Here is a 17304-nt window from a genome sequence, read left to right as displayed (position 1 = left end):
ACTCAGTAGCCATAGCCACCGTTCGTGCCGGTGTCAGTGTCGGTGTTGGGTGAAGAGGTGCCGCCGACAGTGAGCTCGGACTTCATGCCCATGTCCTTGTGATCGTCGACGGGGCAGTAGACCTCGTACGTGCCGTCCTTCAGCGTGATGGTGAGGTTCGCCGACTCTCCGGGCTCCAGCGTCCTCGTCCTGTCCTCCGTTCCGGCCCCCTCGATCTCCAGGGCGTGGTCGTGGCTTCCGTCATTCGTGGCCACGAAGGTGTAGTCGCCCGCTGTGAGCGTCGTTCGGGACAGCTTCAGCCTGAAGTCGGTCATCGTGACGTCCACCCGGGTGCCCGACGAGGCCGAGCCGGTATCGCTGTCGTCTCCGTTTCCGCCTCCGCACGCCACGAGGCCGGCCGCCAGTACTCCGGCGGCCAGCCCGGGCCCGACGTACCTGCGCCCGAACGTCATGAACGTCGTCGCCATGTCTCGGCCCTCCGTGAGAAATCGTTCCCGGCCATTCGTTCCCGACCATTCGTTCCTGACCATTCGTTCCTGACCAGGAGTACGGACGGACCGCGCCAGGAGATTTCCGGCAAGCGGGAGAATGGGGACCGTGATCCCACGTGGAAGCGGGGGAATCCGTTCGGCGAGGTTCGCCGTATTCACTGGTATGCGGAGAACGGGCCTGCCGCTCGGGCGGCTCTCGGACGAGGCACTGCTGGCGGGACTGGCGTCCGGCGCCCCGGAGATCGCCCTCGCTTTCGTCCGCCGGTTCCAGCGCATGGTCTTCGGTATCGCCGTCGCCGTGGTCGACGACCCCCAGCTCGCCGAGGACATCGCCCAGCAGGCCTTCGAACGCGCCTGGCGGCACGCGCAGGTCTACGACTCCCGGCGCGGATCGGTGAAGACGTGGCTCGCGACGATCACGCACAACCTGGCGATCGACGCCGTCCGCGCGCGCAACGCGACCCCGGTCTCCCCCGAGGACCTCGACGAACTGCTCGGCACAGTGACCCGGACGCCGGAACAGTGGGCGCTGGCCGACGACGCGGCGTCGCGGATACGGGCCGCGGTGGCAGGGCTGCCGCGTGAGCAGGCGCGGGCCGTGGTGATGGCCCGGATCTACGGCATGACCGCACGGCAGATCTCCGAATCGGAGGGGATCCCCCTGGGCACCGCGAAAACACGGATCAGGACGGCGATGGGGAAGCTTCGGACCGTTCTGGGACCCGAGCGAGCCGATCATGACTGACCGGGACTGCGCGAGCCTGCGGGCCGTCGCCGACGAACTGGCGCTGGGCGCCCTCCACGGCCAGGAGCGTGCCGACGCGATCGCCCACCTGGACCGCTGCCCCGCCTGCCGGGAGCACGTCGAGCAGCTGTCGCTCGTCGCGGACGGCCTGCTCTCGCTCCTGCCGGGCAGCGAGCCGCCCTCCGGTTTCGAGACGCGGGTGCTGGACCGGCTGCGCCTGAACCGGCCGACGCCACGGCGGCGACCACGGACCGGCGTGGCGGTCGCTGCCGCCGCCGTGATCGCCCTCGGGTTCGGCTTCGGCGGCTGGGCCGTCGGTACGGCGGTCGACGGAGAGCCGACGCCCCCTTCGCAGAGCGCGGAGCCCCCCGGATCGGAGCAAGGCCTGCTGTCGGCGTCACTGCTGACCCCCGACCACCGCCCGGTGGGCCGGATCTTCGCCTACACCGACTCTCCGGGCTGGGTGTACATGTCGGTCCACCTCGGCGACGAGTCAGAGGCCGCAGGCTCGTACGGCGGATACCCGGACGCCAGAAAGGTCAGCTGCCGCCTGGAGCGTACGGACGGCACGGCGGTCCACATCGGGGACTTCTCCCTCGACAACGCAGGCCGGGGCTACTGGGGAGCCCCTGCCCGAGTCGATTCGGACACACTGTCCGGTGCCCAGTTGCTGGACGCCGACGGCTCCGTCCTGGCCACGGCCCACTTCGACGCACGGCAGAGCCGGTGAGCGCAGCCCGCCTTCAGCCGTCCGCCATTCCCCCGACGGCACCCATCCGCAGGTTCCACCGTCCCGCCCGCCCGGTGAGCTGCACGGCGCCCAGGGGCGGTACGTCGATGCGCCAGAACGACGTGGGTGGGGCGGACAGTGCGCAGAGCACCGCGGCACGGGCCACCGACTGTTCGACGACGGCCACCATCCGCCCGGTGTCGGCCGGCAGCGCGTCGAGCCAGCCGGCGACCCTCCGGCACACGTCCGCCACGGACTCGCCGCCGTGCGGGGCGGCCTCCGGGTCGCTCAACCAGGCGGCGAATGCGGAGGGGTCCGCCGTGGCGAGTTCCTCCGGGGTGCGGCCGTACCAGTGGCCCATGTCCATGTCCCGCAGCGCCGGTTCGGTGATGAGGGGGTCCCAGCCGAGGGCCTCGGCGGTCTGACGGCAGCGCTGTGAGGGTGCGGTGCGGTGGGCGGTGGCCGCGGGGAGGGTGGGGGCGGTCGCGCGCGTCTGGCGCTGTGCCCGTTCGTCGAGCGGGGTGTCGTCGGCGAAGCGCACCTCGCGCCTCGTCGGTGCGGCGGCGCACAACAGCGTGAGCCGGATCGTCATGAGCGCCCCCCTTCGCCGGATCTGCTCCGGCCGGCTCATCGTAGGTGGCGCACGCCATGTTGGCCGAATGCCCGCTTGCCCCTACGATCTGGGCGACAAGGACGACGGCGCACCTCGGAAGTCCGGTGCAAACCCGGCACGGTCGCGCCACTGTGTGCCGCACACTCCTGCCCCCTACCGGGTGCGGGGGATGGCGGTGAGTCAGACCCGAAGCCGTCGTCGAGTGCTCCACATGACATGGGACGCGTGTTCCCAAGGAGGTCTCGCCATGGCGCAGTCCACTGCCGCCCCCGCCCCCACCGCTCTGCCCGTCGCAGCCCCGCTGCCCGTTCGCGCCATCCTGCCCTGGGCCCTGTTCTTCGGCCTCTTGATGCTCGTCCTGCTCTACTTCGTCGGCGCCGAGCAGGGCGCCTTCGCCGTCTTCTCCGGCGAGGGCATCCATGAATGGGTGCACGACGGCCGTCATCTGCTCGGCTTCCCCTGCCACTGACGGGGAGCGGACAACATGAACTCCGCCATTGTGCGTGCCCTGTTGGTGCGCGGCATGCTCGCGGGCCTCGGCGCCGGCGTGCTGGCCTTCGTCTTCGCGTACTTCGTCGGCGAGGGGTCGGTCGACGCGGCGATCGCGTTCGAGGAGTCGAACTCCCACCACGCCGAAGGCGGGGAGGAGTTGGTGAGCCGGTCGGTGCAGTCGACCGCGGGTCTTGCCACCGGCGTCCTCGTCTTCGGCGTGGCCGTCGGCGGCATCGCCGCTCTCGCCTTCTGCTTCGCGCTGGGCCGGATCGGCCGGTTCGGCGCCCGGGCCACGGGCGCGCTGACCGCACTCGCCGCGTTTCTCACCGTCTACCTGGTCCCCACCCTGAAGTACCCGGCGAACCCGCCCGCCGTCGGTGACCCCGACACTCTCAATCAGCGGACCGCTCTGTACTTCCTGATGATCGCGCTGAGCATCCTGCTCGGCATCACGGCCGTCCTGCTGGGCCGTCGGCTCGCTCCCGCGTGGGGCAACTGGAACGCCTCCATCGCCGCCGGGCTGGCCTTCGTGGCGGCCGTGACGGTCGCGATGGTGTTCCTGCCGGCCGGGGACAACGTCCCCAACGGCTTCCCGGCCACGGATCTGTGGGAGTTCCGCATGGCCTCCCTCGGCGTCCAGGCCCTGCTCTGGGCCGCCTTCGGCCTGCTCTTCGGTTTCCTGGCCGAGCGTGTGCTGGAACCGAGGGCGGCCACTGCCCCGGCCGGAAGGGGCGCTGAGGTCTCCGTACCCGCTGCCTGACGCGGTCGGCGCCGCATACAGCACCGCGACTGGACCCGCCGGGGGCGCGCCCGGCGGGTCCAGTCGCGTTCTGGGGGTGCGACGTCACTGTTTTGACTGGTGACGGTTCGGTCGGGCGGACCTCAGTGCGCGCTCGCGGTGGGGGCCGTCTTCTTGCGGGCGCGGTACGCGGCGGCCTTGATCTTGTTGCCGCAGGACTCCATGCCGCACCACTGGCGCCGCATGCCCCGGGAGCGGTCGATGTGGACCCGGGTGCACTCGGGGTTGCCGCACTCCTTCATCAACGGGACGTCCGGGCCGCTGAGCAGCTCGACGGCGTGTCGGGCGACGGTCGCCAGCGCCTGCCCGGTTGTTCCCTCGGCGTGGCGGCCGCCCAGGGTGAGCTGGGGTATCACGGGTGTCTTGCGCGCGCCGGCGTTGACCACGGCGAGTGCCTCCCGGTCGAACTCCTCGCCGAGCCGACGGTCGGTGACGAGCCGGTAGACGGCCTCGCGTACGGCCGTGGCCTCCCGGACGTCGTCCTCCGTACCGGGAGTGATCGCGTCCAACAGGCCGGACTCCATGTACCAGGCGTTCAGCCGCTCCGGCGTCACGAACATCTCGAACCGGGCCGAGCGTTGCGGGACGGAGCGATGTGCGTCACCGCCTTGACAGGTGACGAATCGGGGATGCGTGCTGACGTAGCCCGTCCACGACGGACGAAGCACGAAGGGGAGGCCGGTCATGAACCAGGAAGTCGCGACGGACACCGCCACGGTGGCCCGGCACGCACGCTTCGGCAAGCTGCCCGAGCGCGTCCGGTTCGAGGACATGACGGAAGTGACGGAGTCCGACCCGAACGGCGGCGCGAACGCCTCGCACCAGGATGTGGGGGCCTGGCGCACGTTCTCGTGCCTGGCCCTGGACCTGGGGCTGTAGCGACGCCCTCATTGCGGGGGTGGACGTCAATCCCCGCTGCCACCTCCGCCTCCGCAGCTGAATCCGCCCCCGGATTCGGTGGTCGTGTCCGAGCCGACGCCGGAGCCCTCGTCGTCCAGGGCTCTTCCCATGCGAGCCAGGTAGCGGCCGAGGCCTGCGGGGATTGTGTGGCTGGCCATGACATTGCGCCGGACCGGCCCCGGCGCCAGGGCCGCGGGGCCCTCGAACACGAAGGCCGGCACGCTGTCGTCCCGCGCGGCCGCCTTCAGCATCCGTCGGCCACGCCGTGTGAGTCGACGACCGGAACGGCTCAGCAGGCCCCGTGAGCTGAGCCGACGGCCTATCTCCTCGACCGGGGAGGAGTGTTCCAGCGCCCGCCGGACAGCCGCGATGCTTCTGCTGTGCGGGCACGACGTGAACACCGCACGCTCAACGGCATGTTCGGGCGCCTCATCGCCCACGGCCCGCACGCGCGAGGCGCTCACGACCACGAGCCCGCGCTCCGCCAGCGCGATCACGGCGCTGTCCACCACCCGTTCCTCCCTCCCCGCGAGGAAGGCGATGTCATACATCCCAAGTCCCGTGTCCCCGTTCCCCACCGCGGTCCTGCGCGCCCCCGTCCGCATACCGTCCCCCTTCCCGAAGCCCGCTCCTGGTGGGGGTGTTGTCACCCGCGCGACGGGCCCGCAATCCCCCGAACCGGCACTTCAGAGCTTCTCCTGAGCTTCCACAGGGCGAGGGGGCGGTTGAGTTGCGAGCCCGTGCACCCAGTGTGACCGTGGGAAGTACCGAAAGCGGGCAATTCAAAGGCGAACGGACCTATGGACAGGCGTGCCTTCACCGGTCGATATGTCATCGTCCTGGACCGCGGCGACCAGGAAAGCGGGCTGAACGCACTGCGTTCCATCCCCGGTGTCGGATCCGTCGAGCGGGTCCGAGGATCCGACGCCGCCAACGTCGCCGAACTCCTTGAACGCCCCGACGTATCAGTGCACTTCGAGACACTCGGCGTCGTGGTCGCCGAGGTTCGCCCCGATCAGCGCCACCTACTGGTGACGACGGCCGAGAGCGAGCCCTCGATCATGGCGGCCGAGCCGGAGCGCATGGTGTACCTCATGCCGATCACCGACGAGGAAGTGGTGGCGCGGCACACCACGGCCCACATCGCCGCCGCCCAGGGCCCTGCCTGGGACGAGGAGGGCTGGACCTGGGGGCTGCAAGCGATCCGGGTCAACCTGTCCAGCCTGACCGGGCGTGACGTGAACATCGCCGTACTCGACACCGGCGTGGACACCGACCACCCGGACCTGGCCGGGAGGATCGAGGCGACGGCCTCTTTCGTACTCCACGAGACGGTGGAGGACGGCAACGGCCACGGCACCGCTTGCATCGGCATTGCCGTCGGCCCGGCCGACCCTCAGCAGGGCCCGCGCTACAGCGTGGCCTCCGAGGCGCGGATCCTCGCGGCAAAGGTGCTCAGCGACTCGGGCCAGGGCACGGAGGGCCAGATTCTCGCGGGTATGGAGTGGGCCATTGCCCGCGGCGCGCGCGTGATCTCCCTGTCGCTCGGCGGCCGGGTTCAGCCGGGTGAGCTCTTCCCGCAGGCGTACGAGGTGGTGGCCCAGCGCGCCATCGAGAGCGGGGCCGTGGTCGTCGCCGCCGCCGGGGACGACAGCGACCGCCGCGAGCGCATTGCGCCCGTCAGCCGACCGGCCAACTGCCCCTCCATCCTCGCGGTGGCTGCCCTCGACACGTCGCTGTCGCCGGCGTTCTTCTCCAACGGAGGCATCAACGGCGACGGCGGTGAGATCAACATCGCCGCGCCGGGGAGGTCCGTGCGCTCGGCCGCCCCCGGCGGCGGATACCAGGTGCTGAGCGGCACCAGCATGGCCGCACCGCACGCCGCGGGCGTCGTCGCCCTGCTCGCCCAGCAGCACCCCGATGCCTCCGCGGCCGGACTCAAGGCCGGCCTGGAGGCCGGTGCGTGGCCGCTTCCGCAGCCCGTCAGGGACGTGGGGCCGGGTCTGCTTCAGGCCCCGTGAACGAGTCCTGGCCGAGGTGAGCCGGACTCATTGCCGCCCCTCGTGGCTAGCATCCGGCCATGGGACCCGATGACACCGCATTCCGTGACCAGGCACGACGGGACATCGCCGCTCACTCGGGAGCGGTCTTCGACACCGTCGTGGACCGCAGGAACTCCAACTCCCTGAAGTGGGCCCACGGCCAGCAGCTGTTGGCGCCCGACGAGGCCGCCGCCGACCCGCTGCCGATGTGGGTCGCCGACACCGACTTCAGGGCTCCCCAAGCGGTGATCGACGCGCTGCACGAGGCCGTCGACCACGGCGTCTTCGGCTATCCCGGCGGCGCGACCGACAGTTACCTGGACGCCGTGACCGGCTGGCAGGCCAGACGGTTCGGCTGGGAGGTGCCGCGGGAGTGGGTCCTTCAGACGGCCGGCGTCATCACCACGCTCAAGACGGCCGTGCAAGCGTTCTCCGCCCCCGGTGACTCGGTCCTGATCCAGCCGCCGGTCTACGCCCACTTCCACGACGACGTCCTGCTCAACGGCCGCCGCCTCGCCCACGCTCCGCTTGAGCGCACCGATGACGGCTACCGCTTCGACGCCCGCGTGTTCGAAGCCGCCATCCGGCCCGGCACGAAGCTGTTCATCCTCAGCCATCCCCACAATCCCACCGGAAACGTCTGGACGGAGGACGAGTTGAGGACCATGGGGGAGATCTGCGCCCGGCACGGCGTCCTCGTCATATCCGACGAGATCCACCAGGACCTCATCGTCAACCCGGACCGCAAGCACGTCCCGTTCGCCTCGCTCGGCCCGGAGTTCGCGCGGAACAGCATCACCTGCACGGCACCCAGCAAGACGTTCAACCTCCCCGGCCTCCAGAGCGCCAACGTGTTCGTCCCCGACCCGAGACTCCGCGAGGAACTGGCCCGCCAGTACGAGCGCAACGCCTTCCCGTTCGTCAACGTGCTGGGCATGGCCGCCGCCGAGGCCGCCTACACGCATGGAGAGCCCTGGCTGGAGGCGCTGCTCACCTACCTGCGCCGCAACCACACCCACTTCGCACAGGCGGTCAATGGCGCCACCGACAAGCTGCGGGTGCTGCCCGCCGACGCGCTCTATCTGGCGTGGATGGACTGCCGCGGCCTGGGAATGGACGCCGAGTCCCTGGACAAGTTCATGCTCACCAAGGCCCGCCTCTGGCTGGACAAGGGGCAGAAGTTCGGGATCGAGGGCCACGGCTACATGCGCGTGAACCTGGGCTGCCCGCGCGCCACGGTCGACGAAGCCGTACGACGGCTGCTCGCGGCCGTCGACGGTGCCTGACGGACCCGTCGGTTCACAGCGGCGGTGCCTTGATCGACGCGATGTCCGGCAGGCGGTGGGGGTGGTACGCCGCCAGGCCCGCGCCCGCGAGCCACCAGCCGCGGTACACCAGCGCCCGGCACAGGGACTCCTCCAGCCGGTCGAAGACGGTCGGTACGAGGGCCAGGTCCCGGCCTTCGTGCGTGCGGTGCTCGGGGAAGGCGTCCCGCCACTTGTCCAACTGCCCGGGGGCGCTCTTGGGGAAGTCGGTGGCCAGCGCCACCAGGACGCCCCGGCGTGCGCCGGGAGGCAGGGGTTCCTCGCGGCCCACGGCATGGCCGCTCAGGAAGCGCTCGACGATCAGCCGCGTGCGCAGTGCCGTGCTCTGCCGGTACAGCAGCGAGTTGGCGCGCGCGAGATCGCGGACGATCGGTATGCCGCCGTACGCTCCGGGGCGCAGCAGGCCTCCCGCGTTGAGGACGAGCAGGAACACATCGCGGTACCGCTCGCTGTCGAGGGCCTCCGAGCCGGTGTTGTCGTAGGCGCCGCCGTCCAGGAGGGCGGGTGCGTCGGTGCCGCAGGGGAAGCTCGCGCGGTTGAGGACCAGCGGTGGGAAGGCCCCCGGGACCGCGGCCGAGGCGGCGACCGCTGTGCACAGTTTCAGCCCGGTGCCGGCCGTAGGAGCCAACCCGATGGTGTAGTCGCCGTACACGTCGCGTTCGAAGGTGAACCGCACTCCGGTGGTCAGGTTGGCCGCGTTGATGATCCAGCGGACTTGCGGGTCCAGGTCCTCAAGACCGGTGTCGTCGAAGAACCATTCGTCGAGGCGCCGGGCGAGGAGTTCGGTGCGGGTCATCGGGCCTACGGTGCGCCACAGCCCCCGTAGCAGCGCCTTCTTGAGGGAGTGGGAGCTGATCTGCTCGATCGCCGGGTCGATGAGGATTTCGTCGACCGCGGCGGTCGTGAAGCCCTGTGCTTTCAGGGCTGGATAGTGCGTGGCGAGCAGGCCGTTGGCCAGCGATCCTCCGGACACCGACGAGGCGTATCTCAGCTGGGACAGCAGCCCCGCGTCGGCGACAAGACGCAGGAAGCCGAGGGCGGAGAGGGTCGCCCGGAAGCCGCCTCCGGAGAGGGCGACGGCCAACGGGTCGGTGGTGGTGGGTGGTTGGGCGGGGCGCAGGGTGTCGCCGCAGGGCCGGGCCTGAAGGCCGGTGCCGAGGGCGGGTGAGTCGACGGCCCAACGGGTGTCCCTGGTGCGGTCGTTCATTGCTCCTCACCGACCTCTATGACGAGTGCCAAGTCCGCCGGCGACCGGACGTCCACCGTGAACTTCCGGCCGTCCTTCAGGTCGTCGAGGGTGGCGTCGGCGAACTCGATGTGGTTGGTCAGGTGGATGGTGTACTCGGCGTTGGGCTCCCGCGATTCGACGAGCATGCGCAGGGTCTCCTCGTTGGGATGGTGGTGCTTCACCCCGTCGGCCGAGATCACGTAGTGATCGGCGTGGATGTTCTCGAAGAAGTCGCTCTCCACGTTGCGATCACTGCCGTGGTGGGGGAGTTTCAGCAGATCGACATGGAGCGGTCCGGTGTCGTCGAGGAGCCCGGTGGCACGCAACCCCGCCAGGATGCGGTCGCCTCTGGCGTCTCCGGTGAGCAGGGCCGTCCGTCCCTTGTGCGTCAGCATCAGCACGATGCTGGAGAGATTCGGTATCGAACCGTCCGTGTAGGCCGAGGTGATGACCTGCGGGTCCTTGGCTTGCTTCGCCTTGAGCCAGCGCTGCGTCAGCTTCTCCAGGGCGACGTCGTCCGGGGCCACGACCTTGACGTGCAGCTGGTCGAGCGTCGCCTCCTCGCCCACGAGGAGGGGGCCGTCGAAGAGGGGATTGCCGCCGAGCCCCAGTGCCGCCGCGGCGTCCCGGATGGCCCGTCCCTGGTTGTAACTGGAACTGACGGCGCTGCTGTCCTCGCTCGCGCGGTCCACGATCTCCTGGGTCGAGGCGCTGAGCCCCGGTGAGTTGCGGTCCACCAGTTCGTCGACGGAGTTGAACCAGACCCGCTTCACGGCGAAGGGATCGGGTTCCGCGTCCCGCCGGGCGCGCTGTATCTGCGTGAGCAGTTTGAGCAGTCCGACGGCGTGGTCGTCGTCGACGTGCGACAGACACACGACGTCGATCCTCGGGCTGCCCTGCGCGTCCGGAGCCAGCTGGGACAGGCGGTCGCGCAGCGACGTCTCGAAGACCTGAGGCGGCCCTCCGTCGACGAGCATGACCTTTTCCTTCGGCGACCCCCACCGCACCAGGAAGGCATCGCCGTGGCGGGCGTTGAGGAAGTCGAATGTGAACATGGCGCTCCTTTCGAGCCCGGCCACTTCAGATGGACTGCATCGCACGCAGCACGTCGACCAGGCCGGAGCCCTGGAAATGCCGTTCCCGGCCCAGATCCGTCGCCGTCCCGCACAGGATCTGCTTCACCCGTTCCGGACGCCCGATCAGCTCCCGGTTGCGCGCCAGCAGCATCGCGGCGGCACCGCTCACATGCGCCGCCGCCTGACTGGTGCCGTGCAGTGCGGCGATGCTCTCGCCGAGGACGGGTCCGTCGATGTCCTCACCCGGCGCCAGGAGATCGGGCTTCGGCCGGCCGTCGCCGGTGGGGCCCCGGCTGGAGAAGTAACTGACGCCGTGGCGGTGGGGATTGCTGCGATGGGTGGAGCCGACCGTGATGACCGACTCCGCGTTCCCCGGATCCGAGATGCTGGCTCCGTGGTAGTCCTTGCCCAACGTGCGTACGGCGCCCGCGTATCCGGAGTTCCCGGCCGCGGCGACGACCACCACACCCGAGCGGACCAGCCGGTCGCACTCGATGCACACCGGGGTCCACCCGGTCGAGTGGCTCGCCACGTCATGGGGCACCGAGAGGCTGAGGTTGACCCCGGCGATGACGAACCGTCCGGCCTGTTCGTTGATGTACCGGATGGCCTGAAGGGCCGTGACGATGGAGAACTCGTCCCCCGTCCCGTCGGCGTCGAGGACCCGGAAGTCGTACAGCTTGATCCTGGGACAGATGCCACGGAACTCGGCCTCGGGAAGAGGCCGGGGCCACCGGGCACCGATGATCCCCGCGATGTGGGTGCCGTGCGGGTCGAGCGGGGCGGTGTACGGCGGGCGACGCGGGCCCTCGGGACGCTGAGCCGGGGCAGGCGCCCAGGGGAACTCGAACTCGACATACGGCAGGGCCCGGGGCCAGTCGATGCGTCCGTCGTCCAGCTGGTCGAGGGACAGGGTTTTGCGTACGCCGACGAAGTTGAAGGCGCGAGTGATGCGTGACTGGCGCTGCGGCTGTGGCTGTCCCGGCTCGACGGGCGTGTCCCAGTCCAGGAAGGCGGGGTGCAGTGCGTCGATGCCGCTGTCGACCACGGCCCAGCCGATCGAGCGGCAGTCCACCGAGAAGACCTGTTCGGCGGCGTCGGCCTTGATGGTGGCCCGAGAGCGCACGACCGCGCTGGACGACTGTCGGTTGACGGTCACGGAGAGGATCGGGTACCGCTGTCTGCGGTCGATGACGGCCCCCGCCGCCGGCTCGGGAAGCCTGGTGTCCGACGGCGTCAGCTGGACTCCGGTGAGCATCGTGACCACCTGGGCGCTCACCGGCGTGGCCGGCGCACCGACGACGGGACGAGTCGACTCCGTGACGACGGCCGCCAGGAGTCTGAGGAACCACCTCAGGTGCCGACTCCGCTCCTGACCCCACATGGAGGGATCGGGAACATCGCTGCTGCGTGGCTCCGCCGGGAGGTCTTCCCGCAACGCGTCCTCGATGCCGGGGCCGCCCATGTCGAGCGCCAGGCGCTGCCCGTCATGGATGACCCGGTAGAGATTGGTCAACGGCAGCACGACCTGGACGAGTTCGCTGAGCGTCAGCTTCGCCGCGACGAAACTGCCGGAGGCGATCGGCTCGCAGGGGATCAGCATGTTCCGGTCCTTGAAGCGCTGGAGAACCTGCTGGACACCGTGGTCCTCGTTGATGGCGAGGATCAGGTCCTCCCGGGTCTCCGGCGCGGACTCGGGAAGATGGGCGAGCGCCAGCAGGGCGTCGAACCGGAGCGGGCAGTCCGTCGCCCAGGGAACGGGCCTGAGACGGTTTCCGTAGAAGAGTTCCTCGAGCTTCTTACGATCCATCGGAGCCTCACCATGTTGGGCTGCTGCCCTCAGTGTGGTGGCCAGGGGAGGGGCTGCACAGGGGAGAAGCACCTACACCCGGCAGGGGCAGCGTTACCCCGGCCAGGAAGCCGGGGGAATGATGTCGTGCGTGATGGCGAAGCGGGTCAGGTCCGCCCGGCGCCGGGAGCCGATCTTGTCTCGCAGTCGGTCCAGATGGGAGTGCACGGTGTGCTCGCTGATGCCCAGGCGGACGGCGATGGCGTGATCCGTCTCCCCGTGCGCCACCAGGTCCAGGATCTGGCGCTCACGGTCCGTGACCCGGCAGGACGGCGCCGGGTCCGCACGTACGGCGAGATCCGCCGAGATGTAGGAGCAGCCGTCGGCCACGAGCCGGATCGCCGCCAGCAGCTCGCGTTCGTCGGCCTGCCGGCTGAGGCAGCCGCGGGCGCCGGCGCGCATGGCGGGCACGGCGTGCCGGTCCGGGCCGGAGGAGAAGACCAGGACGGCGACGCCCTGAGCGGTGAGCCGTCCCACCACGTCCGACAGACATGCCGGCGGCAGCTGGAGGTCCACCAGGGCGATGTCACCCGGTACGAGTGCGGCGGCGGCCTCGTCGACCGACCGGGTGGTGAGGGCGAGAGTGAAATCGGCGGCGTCCTCGACGACATGGGCCACGCCGTTGCGCAGTAACGGGCAGTCACCGACGACGGCGACACGTCTTGCGTCCGCACTCATGGGCGCCTCACTCCGACGGGGCCGGGCCGCGTGCGTGCGGGCCTCACAGCTCCAGTCTCGTTCCTCCCAGGCCGTCCGGCACGCCGGGGAGCCCCGGCGGAGGGACTTCGTGGAGGTCAGCGAGCGCTCGCCGCGGCCCCAGTGATCCAGTACGCCTCTGGCATATGACAACTCGCACATGCGTCCACCCTGTGCCACCGTGAATGAGGCATCCACGGACCGTCCATGCGGTTTCCCCGCCCTCGTATGTGCGGCACCGCCGTCCTGGATGTGCGGCGGCTGACCGACCTCCCACCGGACCGGCTCTTCGGCCGGATCTGCTCGGCGGCCCCCTGTGCCGCCGACGCGGCCACGCCGAAAGGATGTCCATGAACGACAGCGCTGTGCCCGTCCCCCATGAGGCCGACGTACTGGTCATCGGCAGCGGCCCCGTCGGCTGCACCTTCGCCCGCAAACTGGTGGACGCGGGCAAGCACGTCCTGATGATCGACGCCGGGGCCCAGCTCTCCCGGCACTACGGCGAACACCTCAAGAACAGCTATCTGTTCCAGCGGAACATCGACCTGTTCGTCTCCGTCATCAAGGGCAATCTGCTCCCGCTGTCGACCGCCACCAACCGGGAACCCGTGCTCACGCTCGACCCGTCCGCGTTCTCCTACGACCCGGACAAGTACGCCGGTTTCTCGATGCGCAACCAGAACCCGGAACAGCGCGGGCACCTCAACCTGCCCGCCGCCGCGGCCACTTACGCGGTGGGCGGCATGGCCACGCACTGGACCTGCGCCGTGCCCCGGTTCCATCCCGAGGTGGAACGGCAGTACGCGGGCCAGGGCTACCCCATCGACGACAAGGCGATGGACCGGCTCTACGAGGAGGCGGAGTCACTGCTCGCCCGCAGCACCTCGGTCTTCGCCGCCTCCGCCCGGCACCTGCTGGTCAAGCGCGTACTCCAGCGCGCGGGGGAGGAGTTCGCCGATGTCACCGAACTGCCCCTCGCGGTCAGCGACCGTGCCGACTCCGCGCACACCTCCGCGGTGACCTGGTCGGCCGCCGACACCGTCCTCGGTGAACTGGCCGACCCCGCGCACACACCCCCGCAGGGTTCGTTCCGGCTGCTGCCCGAGCACCAGTGCGTCCGGCTGGAGATCACGGGTTCCGGCAAGCACCAGAAGGTCCAGTACGCCGTGGTGCGCAATCTGCGTGACGTCCGCGACGAGATCCGGCTGCGGGCCGACACCTACGTCGTGGCCTGTGGCGCCGTACCCACACCGCAGTTGCTGTTCACCTCCGGCGTCACCCTGCCCGCGCTCGGCCGCTATCTCACCGAACAGCCCATGTCCTTCTGCCAGGTGGTGCTGGAGCAGCAGCACATGGACCACATCGAGGAGATCCTGCACAGCGGCGACGACCCGGACCGGGCCGCCGCCGACCGTGTCGCCCGCTACCGCGCCGCCCAGCTCAAGCAGCTCCACGCCGGTGACAAGACCGCCGACCCGGTGCCCTTCCCACCCTGCGAACGGGACCCGAACCTGGCCCTGTTGGTGTCCGAGGCGCGCCCCTGGCACTGCCAGATCCACCGGGACGCCTTCACCTACGGCGCGGTACCGCCCAATGTGGACCCCCGGCTCATCGTGGACCTGCGCTGGTTCGGGATCTCCCGGCCCCGCCCGGAGAACAAGGTCACCTTCTCCCGCCGGCTCCGCGACACCTTCGACCTGCCGCAGCCCACCTTCTCCTTCCGCCTCGACGAGGCCGAACGCAAGGAGACCGACCGGATGAGCCGTCACATGATGCGCACCGCCGCCGCGCTCGGCGGGTTCATGCCCGGCTCCGAACCGGTGTTCCTCACCCCGGGCCTGCCGCTGCACATCGCGGGCACCACCCGGATGGGCCGCAGCGCGCTGGACAGCGTCGTGGACGAGTACTCCAAGGTGTGGCACATCGACAACCTCTATCTCGGCGGCAACGGCCTGCACCCCTTCGGCAACGCCTCAAACCCCACGCTCACCAGCGTCGCGATGGCGCTGCACGCGGTCGACACCATCGTCAAGGGCCACCCCGGACACTGACCCCCCGACCCGACCTACGGACCCCACCATGCCGGTTCACACCACCCCGCGCCCGGACGGCATCCACCTGGGCATCACCCCCACCTGCTGGACCAACGACGACTTCCCGCTCATCGGCGACGACATCCCCATGGAGCAGTGCCTCAGCGAGATCGCGCTCGCCGGGTTCGAGGGGTGCAGCATCGGCCACACCTTCCCCACCGACTCCGACGCGCTGACCGCCGCCATGCACCTGCGTGGGCTCAGCGTCAGCGAGCCCTGGGTGAGCACGTACTTCACCGTGCCCGACGGCTCCGCGCGCACCGCCCGCGAGCTGCTGCGGGTGCTGGAGTTCCTGAACCGGTTCAACGCCGACGGGCCGCCCGTGCGGACCACCACGATCGGTGTCGCCGAGTTCGGCCGCTCCGTCCATCTCCAGCAGCTCAGCCTGCGCAGCAACAAACCGGAGTTCACCGACGAGCAGTGGGCGGACCTCTGCGAGGGCCTCGACAAGATCGGCGAGATCGTCGCGGGCCAGGGCTACGCCCTCGCCTACCACCCCCACATGGGCACCGGCGTCCAGACCGAGCGGGACGTCGACCGGCTGATGCGGGACACCGACCCCCGCCATGTCGGCCTGCTGCTCGACACCGGCCATCTCACCTGGGCGGGCGCCGATCTGACGGCGCTGATGGAACGGCACCGGGACCGCATCGCGCATGTGCACCTGAAGAACGTCCGCGGTGCCGTCCGCGCCGACCGAACGCTGGCCGACGGCAGCTTCCGCGAGTACATCGAGGCCGGCATCTTCACCGTGCCCGGCGACAGCGACGGCGACATCGACTTCGACACCGTCCTGAAGGTCCTCGGCCCCGGCGAGTCCTACCGGGGCTGGCTGGTCGTCGAGGCCGAGCAGGACCCGCGGGGCGGCCACCCGCCGCTCTACTACGCCCAGACCGCCCACGCCTACCTGGCCCGGGCTCTCACCCCCACCTGACCCACAGACACCGGAAGGCACCCCACCATGGGCGCAAGCACCCCCCTGAACCTCCGCGTCCCCCGCTTCACCCGCGAGGTCCTGGAGGACGACCTCAACGAGGGCTACTGGCTGGAGGCCCCCGACATCGACGGCGACACCCGCCCCGACCTCGTCGGCCACGGTCTCTACCTCGGCGAGCTGTACTGGTACCAGAACCCCGGCTGGCAGAAGCGCCTGGTCGCCGACGGCTTCCACATGCCGATCGGCGCCCACTACGGAGACATCTCCGGCAACGGCTTCCCCGACATCGTCGTCTGCTACGAGCTGTACGGCGCCCGCGGCCGGATCGACGACCCCGACCCCGACGGCGGGAAGATCGACTGGATCGAGAACACCGGCAAGTTCGACTCCGAGACCCGCTGGAAGCGCCACTTCATCGGCCGCCACACCGCCATGCACCGGATGCGCCTCGGCCACTTCACCCAGACCCGCAGACCGGAGCTGATGGCCCTGCCCACGGTGGGCGCCCACCACGTCCACGCCCTCGTGCCCGTCGTACTGTTCAGCCCCAACAACGACCCACGCCAGCCCTGGGACAAGCGCATCATCGACGATGCCCACTACCGCATGATCCACGGCGTGGAGATCCAGAAGAACCCGCTCCCGGGCAGCGAGCACCTCGACTCGATCCTGCTCGCCTCCGAGGAGGGCGTCACCTGGCTCCACTACGACGAGCCCCAGCAGCGCTTCACCACCACGCACATCGGCGACGGCGAGCACGAACGGTTCGACGCCACCGGGTTCAAGGGCAGCGGCGACGTGGGCGCCGGACGCATCGGCGACGACCCGCACGCGTACGTCGTGGCCACCGAGCCCTTCCACGGCAACACCGTGGCCGCCTACGTCAAGGAACGGCCCGGCACGCCGGTCGCCGAGGCGAGCTGGCGCCGGATCGTGCTGGACGTCTTCGGCGACCCCAACGAACTCGGCGAGGGCCCGAGCCATCAGATCGTCTGCGCCGACTTCGACAACGACGGCGACGACGAGTTCCTGGTCGCGCTGCGCGGGCCGTACCCCTGGCAGGGCGTCTTCTACTACAAGTGCCTGGACGTCGAGGCGGGCGTCTTCGCCAAGTGGCGGGTGTCCTCCGACAGCGCCGCGCGCATCGCCATCGGCGACTTCAACGGCGACGGCCGGCTCGACTTCGCCACCATCGCCTACAAGGTCGACAAGTACTTCCTCGCCGAGGACGCCAAACTCTGCCTGTTCCGCAACGACATCGAGGAAGCGGCCGTCCGGCCGTAACGCC

General features: G+C 70.0%; 18 protein-coding genes. 10 read left to right on the top strand and 8 right to left on the bottom strand.

All coding sequences use genetic code 11. The features are described 5' to 3' along the window. Nucleotides 1-2 precede the first annotated feature (2 nt). Entirely contained in the window at nt 3-467 is a 465-nt protein-coding gene (locus BN159_RS05630) for a cupredoxin domain-containing protein (RefSeq protein ID WP_015655950.1), read from the bottom strand. Between the two features lie 187 nt (nt 468-654). Here BN159_RS05630 and BN159_RS05625 point away from each other — a divergent pair, with 187 nt between their 5' ends. Both BN159_RS05625 and BN159_RS05620 read left to right on the top strand, forming a co-directional pair. Then, a complete protein-coding gene (locus tag BN159_RS05625) occupies nt 655-1236 on the top strand; it encodes an RNA polymerase sigma factor (RefSeq protein ID WP_015655949.1) in 582 nt (193 codons plus the stop codon). Further along, nucleotides 1229-1966 carry a hypothetical protein gene (locus tag BN159_RS05620; RefSeq protein WP_015655948.1) on the top strand — a complete coding sequence of 246 codons (738 nt, stop codon included), beginning with the start codon at nt 1229-1231 and terminating at the stop codon, nt 1964-1966. The genes BN159_RS05625 and BN159_RS05620 overlap by 8 nt, the downstream gene beginning before the upstream one ends. Nucleotides 1967-1979: 13 nt before the next feature. On the opposite strand, the gene BN159_RS05615 is transcribed toward BN159_RS05620, so the two are convergent. Continuing rightward, nucleotides 1980-2558 (bottom strand): histidine phosphatase family protein, encoded by a 579-nt coding sequence (locus tag BN159_RS05615; protein WP_015655947.1) that lies wholly within the window; start codon nt 2556-2558, stop codon nt 1980-1982. Nucleotides 2559-2826: 268 nt separating this feature from the next. Between BN159_RS05615 and BN159_RS05610 the strand changes: the two genes are divergently transcribed. Beyond that, the gene (locus tag BN159_RS05610; RefSeq protein WP_015655946.1) at nt 2827-3048 is read left to right on the top strand and encodes a CbtB domain-containing protein; all 222 of its coding nucleotides are present in this window, start codon (nt 2827-2829) and stop codon (nt 3046-3048) included. Between the two features lie 15 nt (nt 3049-3063). Then, complete coding sequence (locus BN159_RS05605; protein WP_015655945.1) at nt 3064-3831, top strand: CbtA family protein; 768 nt, start codon at nt 3064-3066, stop codon at nt 3829-3831. A 122-nt stretch (nt 3832-3953) separates the two neighbouring features. On the opposite strand, the gene BN159_RS05600 is transcribed toward BN159_RS05605, so the two are convergent. Continuing rightward, nucleotides 3954-4538 carry a CGNR zinc finger domain-containing protein gene (locus BN159_RS05600; protein ID WP_408055037.1) on the bottom strand — a complete coding sequence of 195 codons (585 nt, stop codon included), beginning with the start codon at nt 4536-4538 and terminating at the stop codon, nt 3954-3956. 16 nt (nt 4539-4554) lie between these two features. Between BN159_RS05600 and BN159_RS05595 the strand changes: the two genes are divergently transcribed. After that, nucleotides 4555-4749, top strand: a complete 195-nt coding sequence (locus tag BN159_RS05595) for a hypothetical protein (RefSeq protein WP_015655943.1) — start codon at nt 4555-4557, stop codon at nt 4747-4749. Between the two features lie 26 nt (nt 4750-4775). Here the strand turns inward: BN159_RS05595 and BN159_RS05590 are convergent, their stop codons facing one another. Next, a complete protein-coding gene (locus BN159_RS05590) occupies nt 4776-5375 on the bottom strand; it encodes a TIGR04222 domain-containing membrane protein (protein ID WP_015655942.1) in 600 nt (199 codons plus the stop codon). 195 nt (nt 5376-5570) lie between these two features. Here BN159_RS05590 and BN159_RS05585 point away from each other — a divergent pair, with 195 nt between their 5' ends. Together BN159_RS05585 and BN159_RS05580 are read left to right on the top strand one after the other, a co-directional pair. Beyond that, a complete protein-coding gene (locus BN159_RS05585) occupies nt 5571-6791 on the top strand; it encodes a S8 family serine peptidase (protein ID WP_015655941.1) in 1221 nt (406 codons plus the stop codon). Between the two features lie 59 nt (nt 6792-6850). After that, nucleotides 6851-8098, top strand: coding sequence for a MalY/PatB family protein (locus BN159_RS05580; RefSeq protein WP_015655940.1), 1248 nt, complete (start codon nt 6851-6853; stop codon nt 8096-8098). Between the two features lie 13 nt (nt 8099-8111). On the opposite strand, the gene BN159_RS05575 is transcribed toward BN159_RS05580, so the two are convergent. The 4 genes from BN159_RS05575 to BN159_RS05560 form a co-directional block, all read right to left on the bottom strand. Next, nucleotides 8112-9344, bottom strand: a complete 1233-nt coding sequence (locus BN159_RS05575; protein ID WP_015655939.1) for a patatin-like phospholipase family protein — start codon at nt 9342-9344, stop codon at nt 8112-8114. Further along, entirely contained in the window at nt 9341-10420 is a 1080-nt protein-coding gene (locus BN159_RS05570; protein WP_015655938.1) for a ComEC/Rec2 family competence protein, read from the bottom strand. Before BN159_RS05570 ends, BN159_RS05575 begins: the two co-directional genes overlap by 4 nt. 25 nt (nt 10421-10445) lie before the next feature. Continuing rightward, nucleotides 10446-12251, bottom strand: coding sequence for a S8 family serine peptidase (locus BN159_RS05565; RefSeq protein ID WP_015655937.1), 1806 nt, complete (start codon nt 12249-12251; stop codon nt 10446-10448). Nucleotides 12252-12344: 93 nt separating this feature from the next. Next, entirely contained in the window at nt 12345-12968 is a 624-nt protein-coding gene (locus BN159_RS05560; RefSeq protein ID WP_041818839.1) for a LuxR C-terminal-related transcriptional regulator, read from the bottom strand. A 368-nt stretch (nt 12969-13336) separates the two neighbouring features. Between BN159_RS05560 and BN159_RS05555 the strand changes: the two genes are divergently transcribed. From BN159_RS05555 to BN159_RS05545, 3 genes are read left to right on the top strand one after another with little or no spacing between them, the layout of a single operon-like run. Further along, nucleotides 13337-15037 (top strand): GMC oxidoreductase, encoded by a 1701-nt coding sequence (locus tag BN159_RS05555; RefSeq protein WP_015655935.1) that lies wholly within the window; start codon nt 13337-13339, stop codon nt 15035-15037. Between the two features lie 28 nt (nt 15038-15065). Then, complete coding sequence (gene iolE / locus BN159_RS05550) at nt 15066-16013, top strand: myo-inosose-2 dehydratase (RefSeq protein ID WP_015655934.1); 948 nt, start codon at nt 15066-15068, stop codon at nt 16011-16013. A gap of 27 nt (nt 16014-16040) precedes the next feature. After that, nucleotides 16041-17300: an FG-GAP repeat domain-containing protein gene (locus tag BN159_RS05545; RefSeq protein ID WP_015655933.1), complete on the top strand. Its 1260-nt coding sequence runs from the start codon at nt 16041-16043 to the stop codon at nt 17298-17300. Nucleotides 17301-17304 lie beyond the last annotated feature (4 nt).

Origin of the sequence: Streptomyces davaonensis JCM 4913, from assembly GCF_000349325.1 — a bacterium.
Lineage (GTDB): Bacteria > Actinomycetota > Actinomycetes > Streptomycetales > Streptomycetaceae > Streptomyces > Streptomyces davaonensis.
The sequence above is the reverse complement of the archived record's forward strand: the minus strand, read 5'-3'. Positions and strand labels throughout refer to the sequence as shown.

Coding starts and splice junctions, on each gene's coding strand:
- BN159_RS05615 (WP_015655947.1), bottom strand. CDS start 2,558: ATGACGATCCGGCTCACGCTGTTGTGCGCCGCCGCACCGACGAGGCGC.
- BN159_RS05580 (WP_015655940.1), top strand. CDS start 6,851: ATGGGACCCGATGACACCGCATTCCGTGACCAGGCACGACGGGACATC.
- BN159_RS05555 (WP_015655935.1), top strand. CDS start 13,337: ATGAACGACAGCGCTGTGCCCGTCCCCCATGAGGCCGACGTACTGGTC.
- BN159_RS05570 (WP_015655938.1), bottom strand. CDS start 10,420: ATGTTCACATTCGACTTCCTCAACGCCCGCCACGGCGATGCCTTCCTG.
- BN159_RS05565 (WP_015655937.1), bottom strand. CDS start 12,251: ATGGATCGTAAGAAGCTCGAGGAACTCTTCTACGGAAACCGTCTCAGG.
- BN159_RS05605 (WP_015655945.1), top strand. CDS start 3,064: ATGAACTCCGCCATTGTGCGTGCCCTGTTGGTGCGCGGCATGCTCGCG.
- BN159_RS05625 (WP_015655949.1), top strand. CDS start 655: ATGCGGAGAACGGGCCTGCCGCTCGGGCGGCTCTCGGACGAGGCACTG.
- BN159_RS05620 (WP_015655948.1), top strand. CDS start 1,229: ATGACTGACCGGGACTGCGCGAGCCTGCGGGCCGTCGCCGACGAACTG.
- BN159_RS05545 (WP_015655933.1), top strand. CDS start 16,041: ATGGGCGCAAGCACCCCCCTGAACCTCCGCGTCCCCCGCTTCACCCGC.
- BN159_RS05560 (WP_041818839.1), bottom strand. CDS start 12,968: ATGAGTGCGGACGCAAGACGTGTCGCCGTCGTCGGTGACTGCCCGTTA.
- BN159_RS05610 (WP_015655946.1), top strand. CDS start 2,827: ATGGCGCAGTCCACTGCCGCCCCCGCCCCCACCGCTCTGCCCGTCGCA.
- BN159_RS05590 (WP_015655942.1), bottom strand. CDS start 5,375: ATGCGGACGGGGGCGCGCAGGACCGCGGTGGGGAACGGGGACACGGGA.
- BN159_RS05575 (WP_015655939.1), bottom strand. CDS start 9,344: ATGAACGACCGCACCAGGGACACCCGTTGGGCCGTCGACTCACCCGCC.
- BN159_RS05630 (WP_015655950.1), bottom strand. CDS start 467: ATGGCGACGACGTTCATGACGTTCGGGCGCAGGTACGTCGGGCCCGGG.
- BN159_RS05585 (WP_015655941.1), top strand. CDS start 5,571: ATGGACAGGCGTGCCTTCACCGGTCGATATGTCATCGTCCTGGACCGC.
- iolE (WP_015655934.1), top strand. CDS start 15,066: ATGCCGGTTCACACCACCCCGCGCCCGGACGGCATCCACCTGGGCATC.
- BN159_RS05595 (WP_015655943.1), top strand. CDS start 4,555: ATGAACCAGGAAGTCGCGACGGACACCGCCACGGTGGCCCGGCACGCA.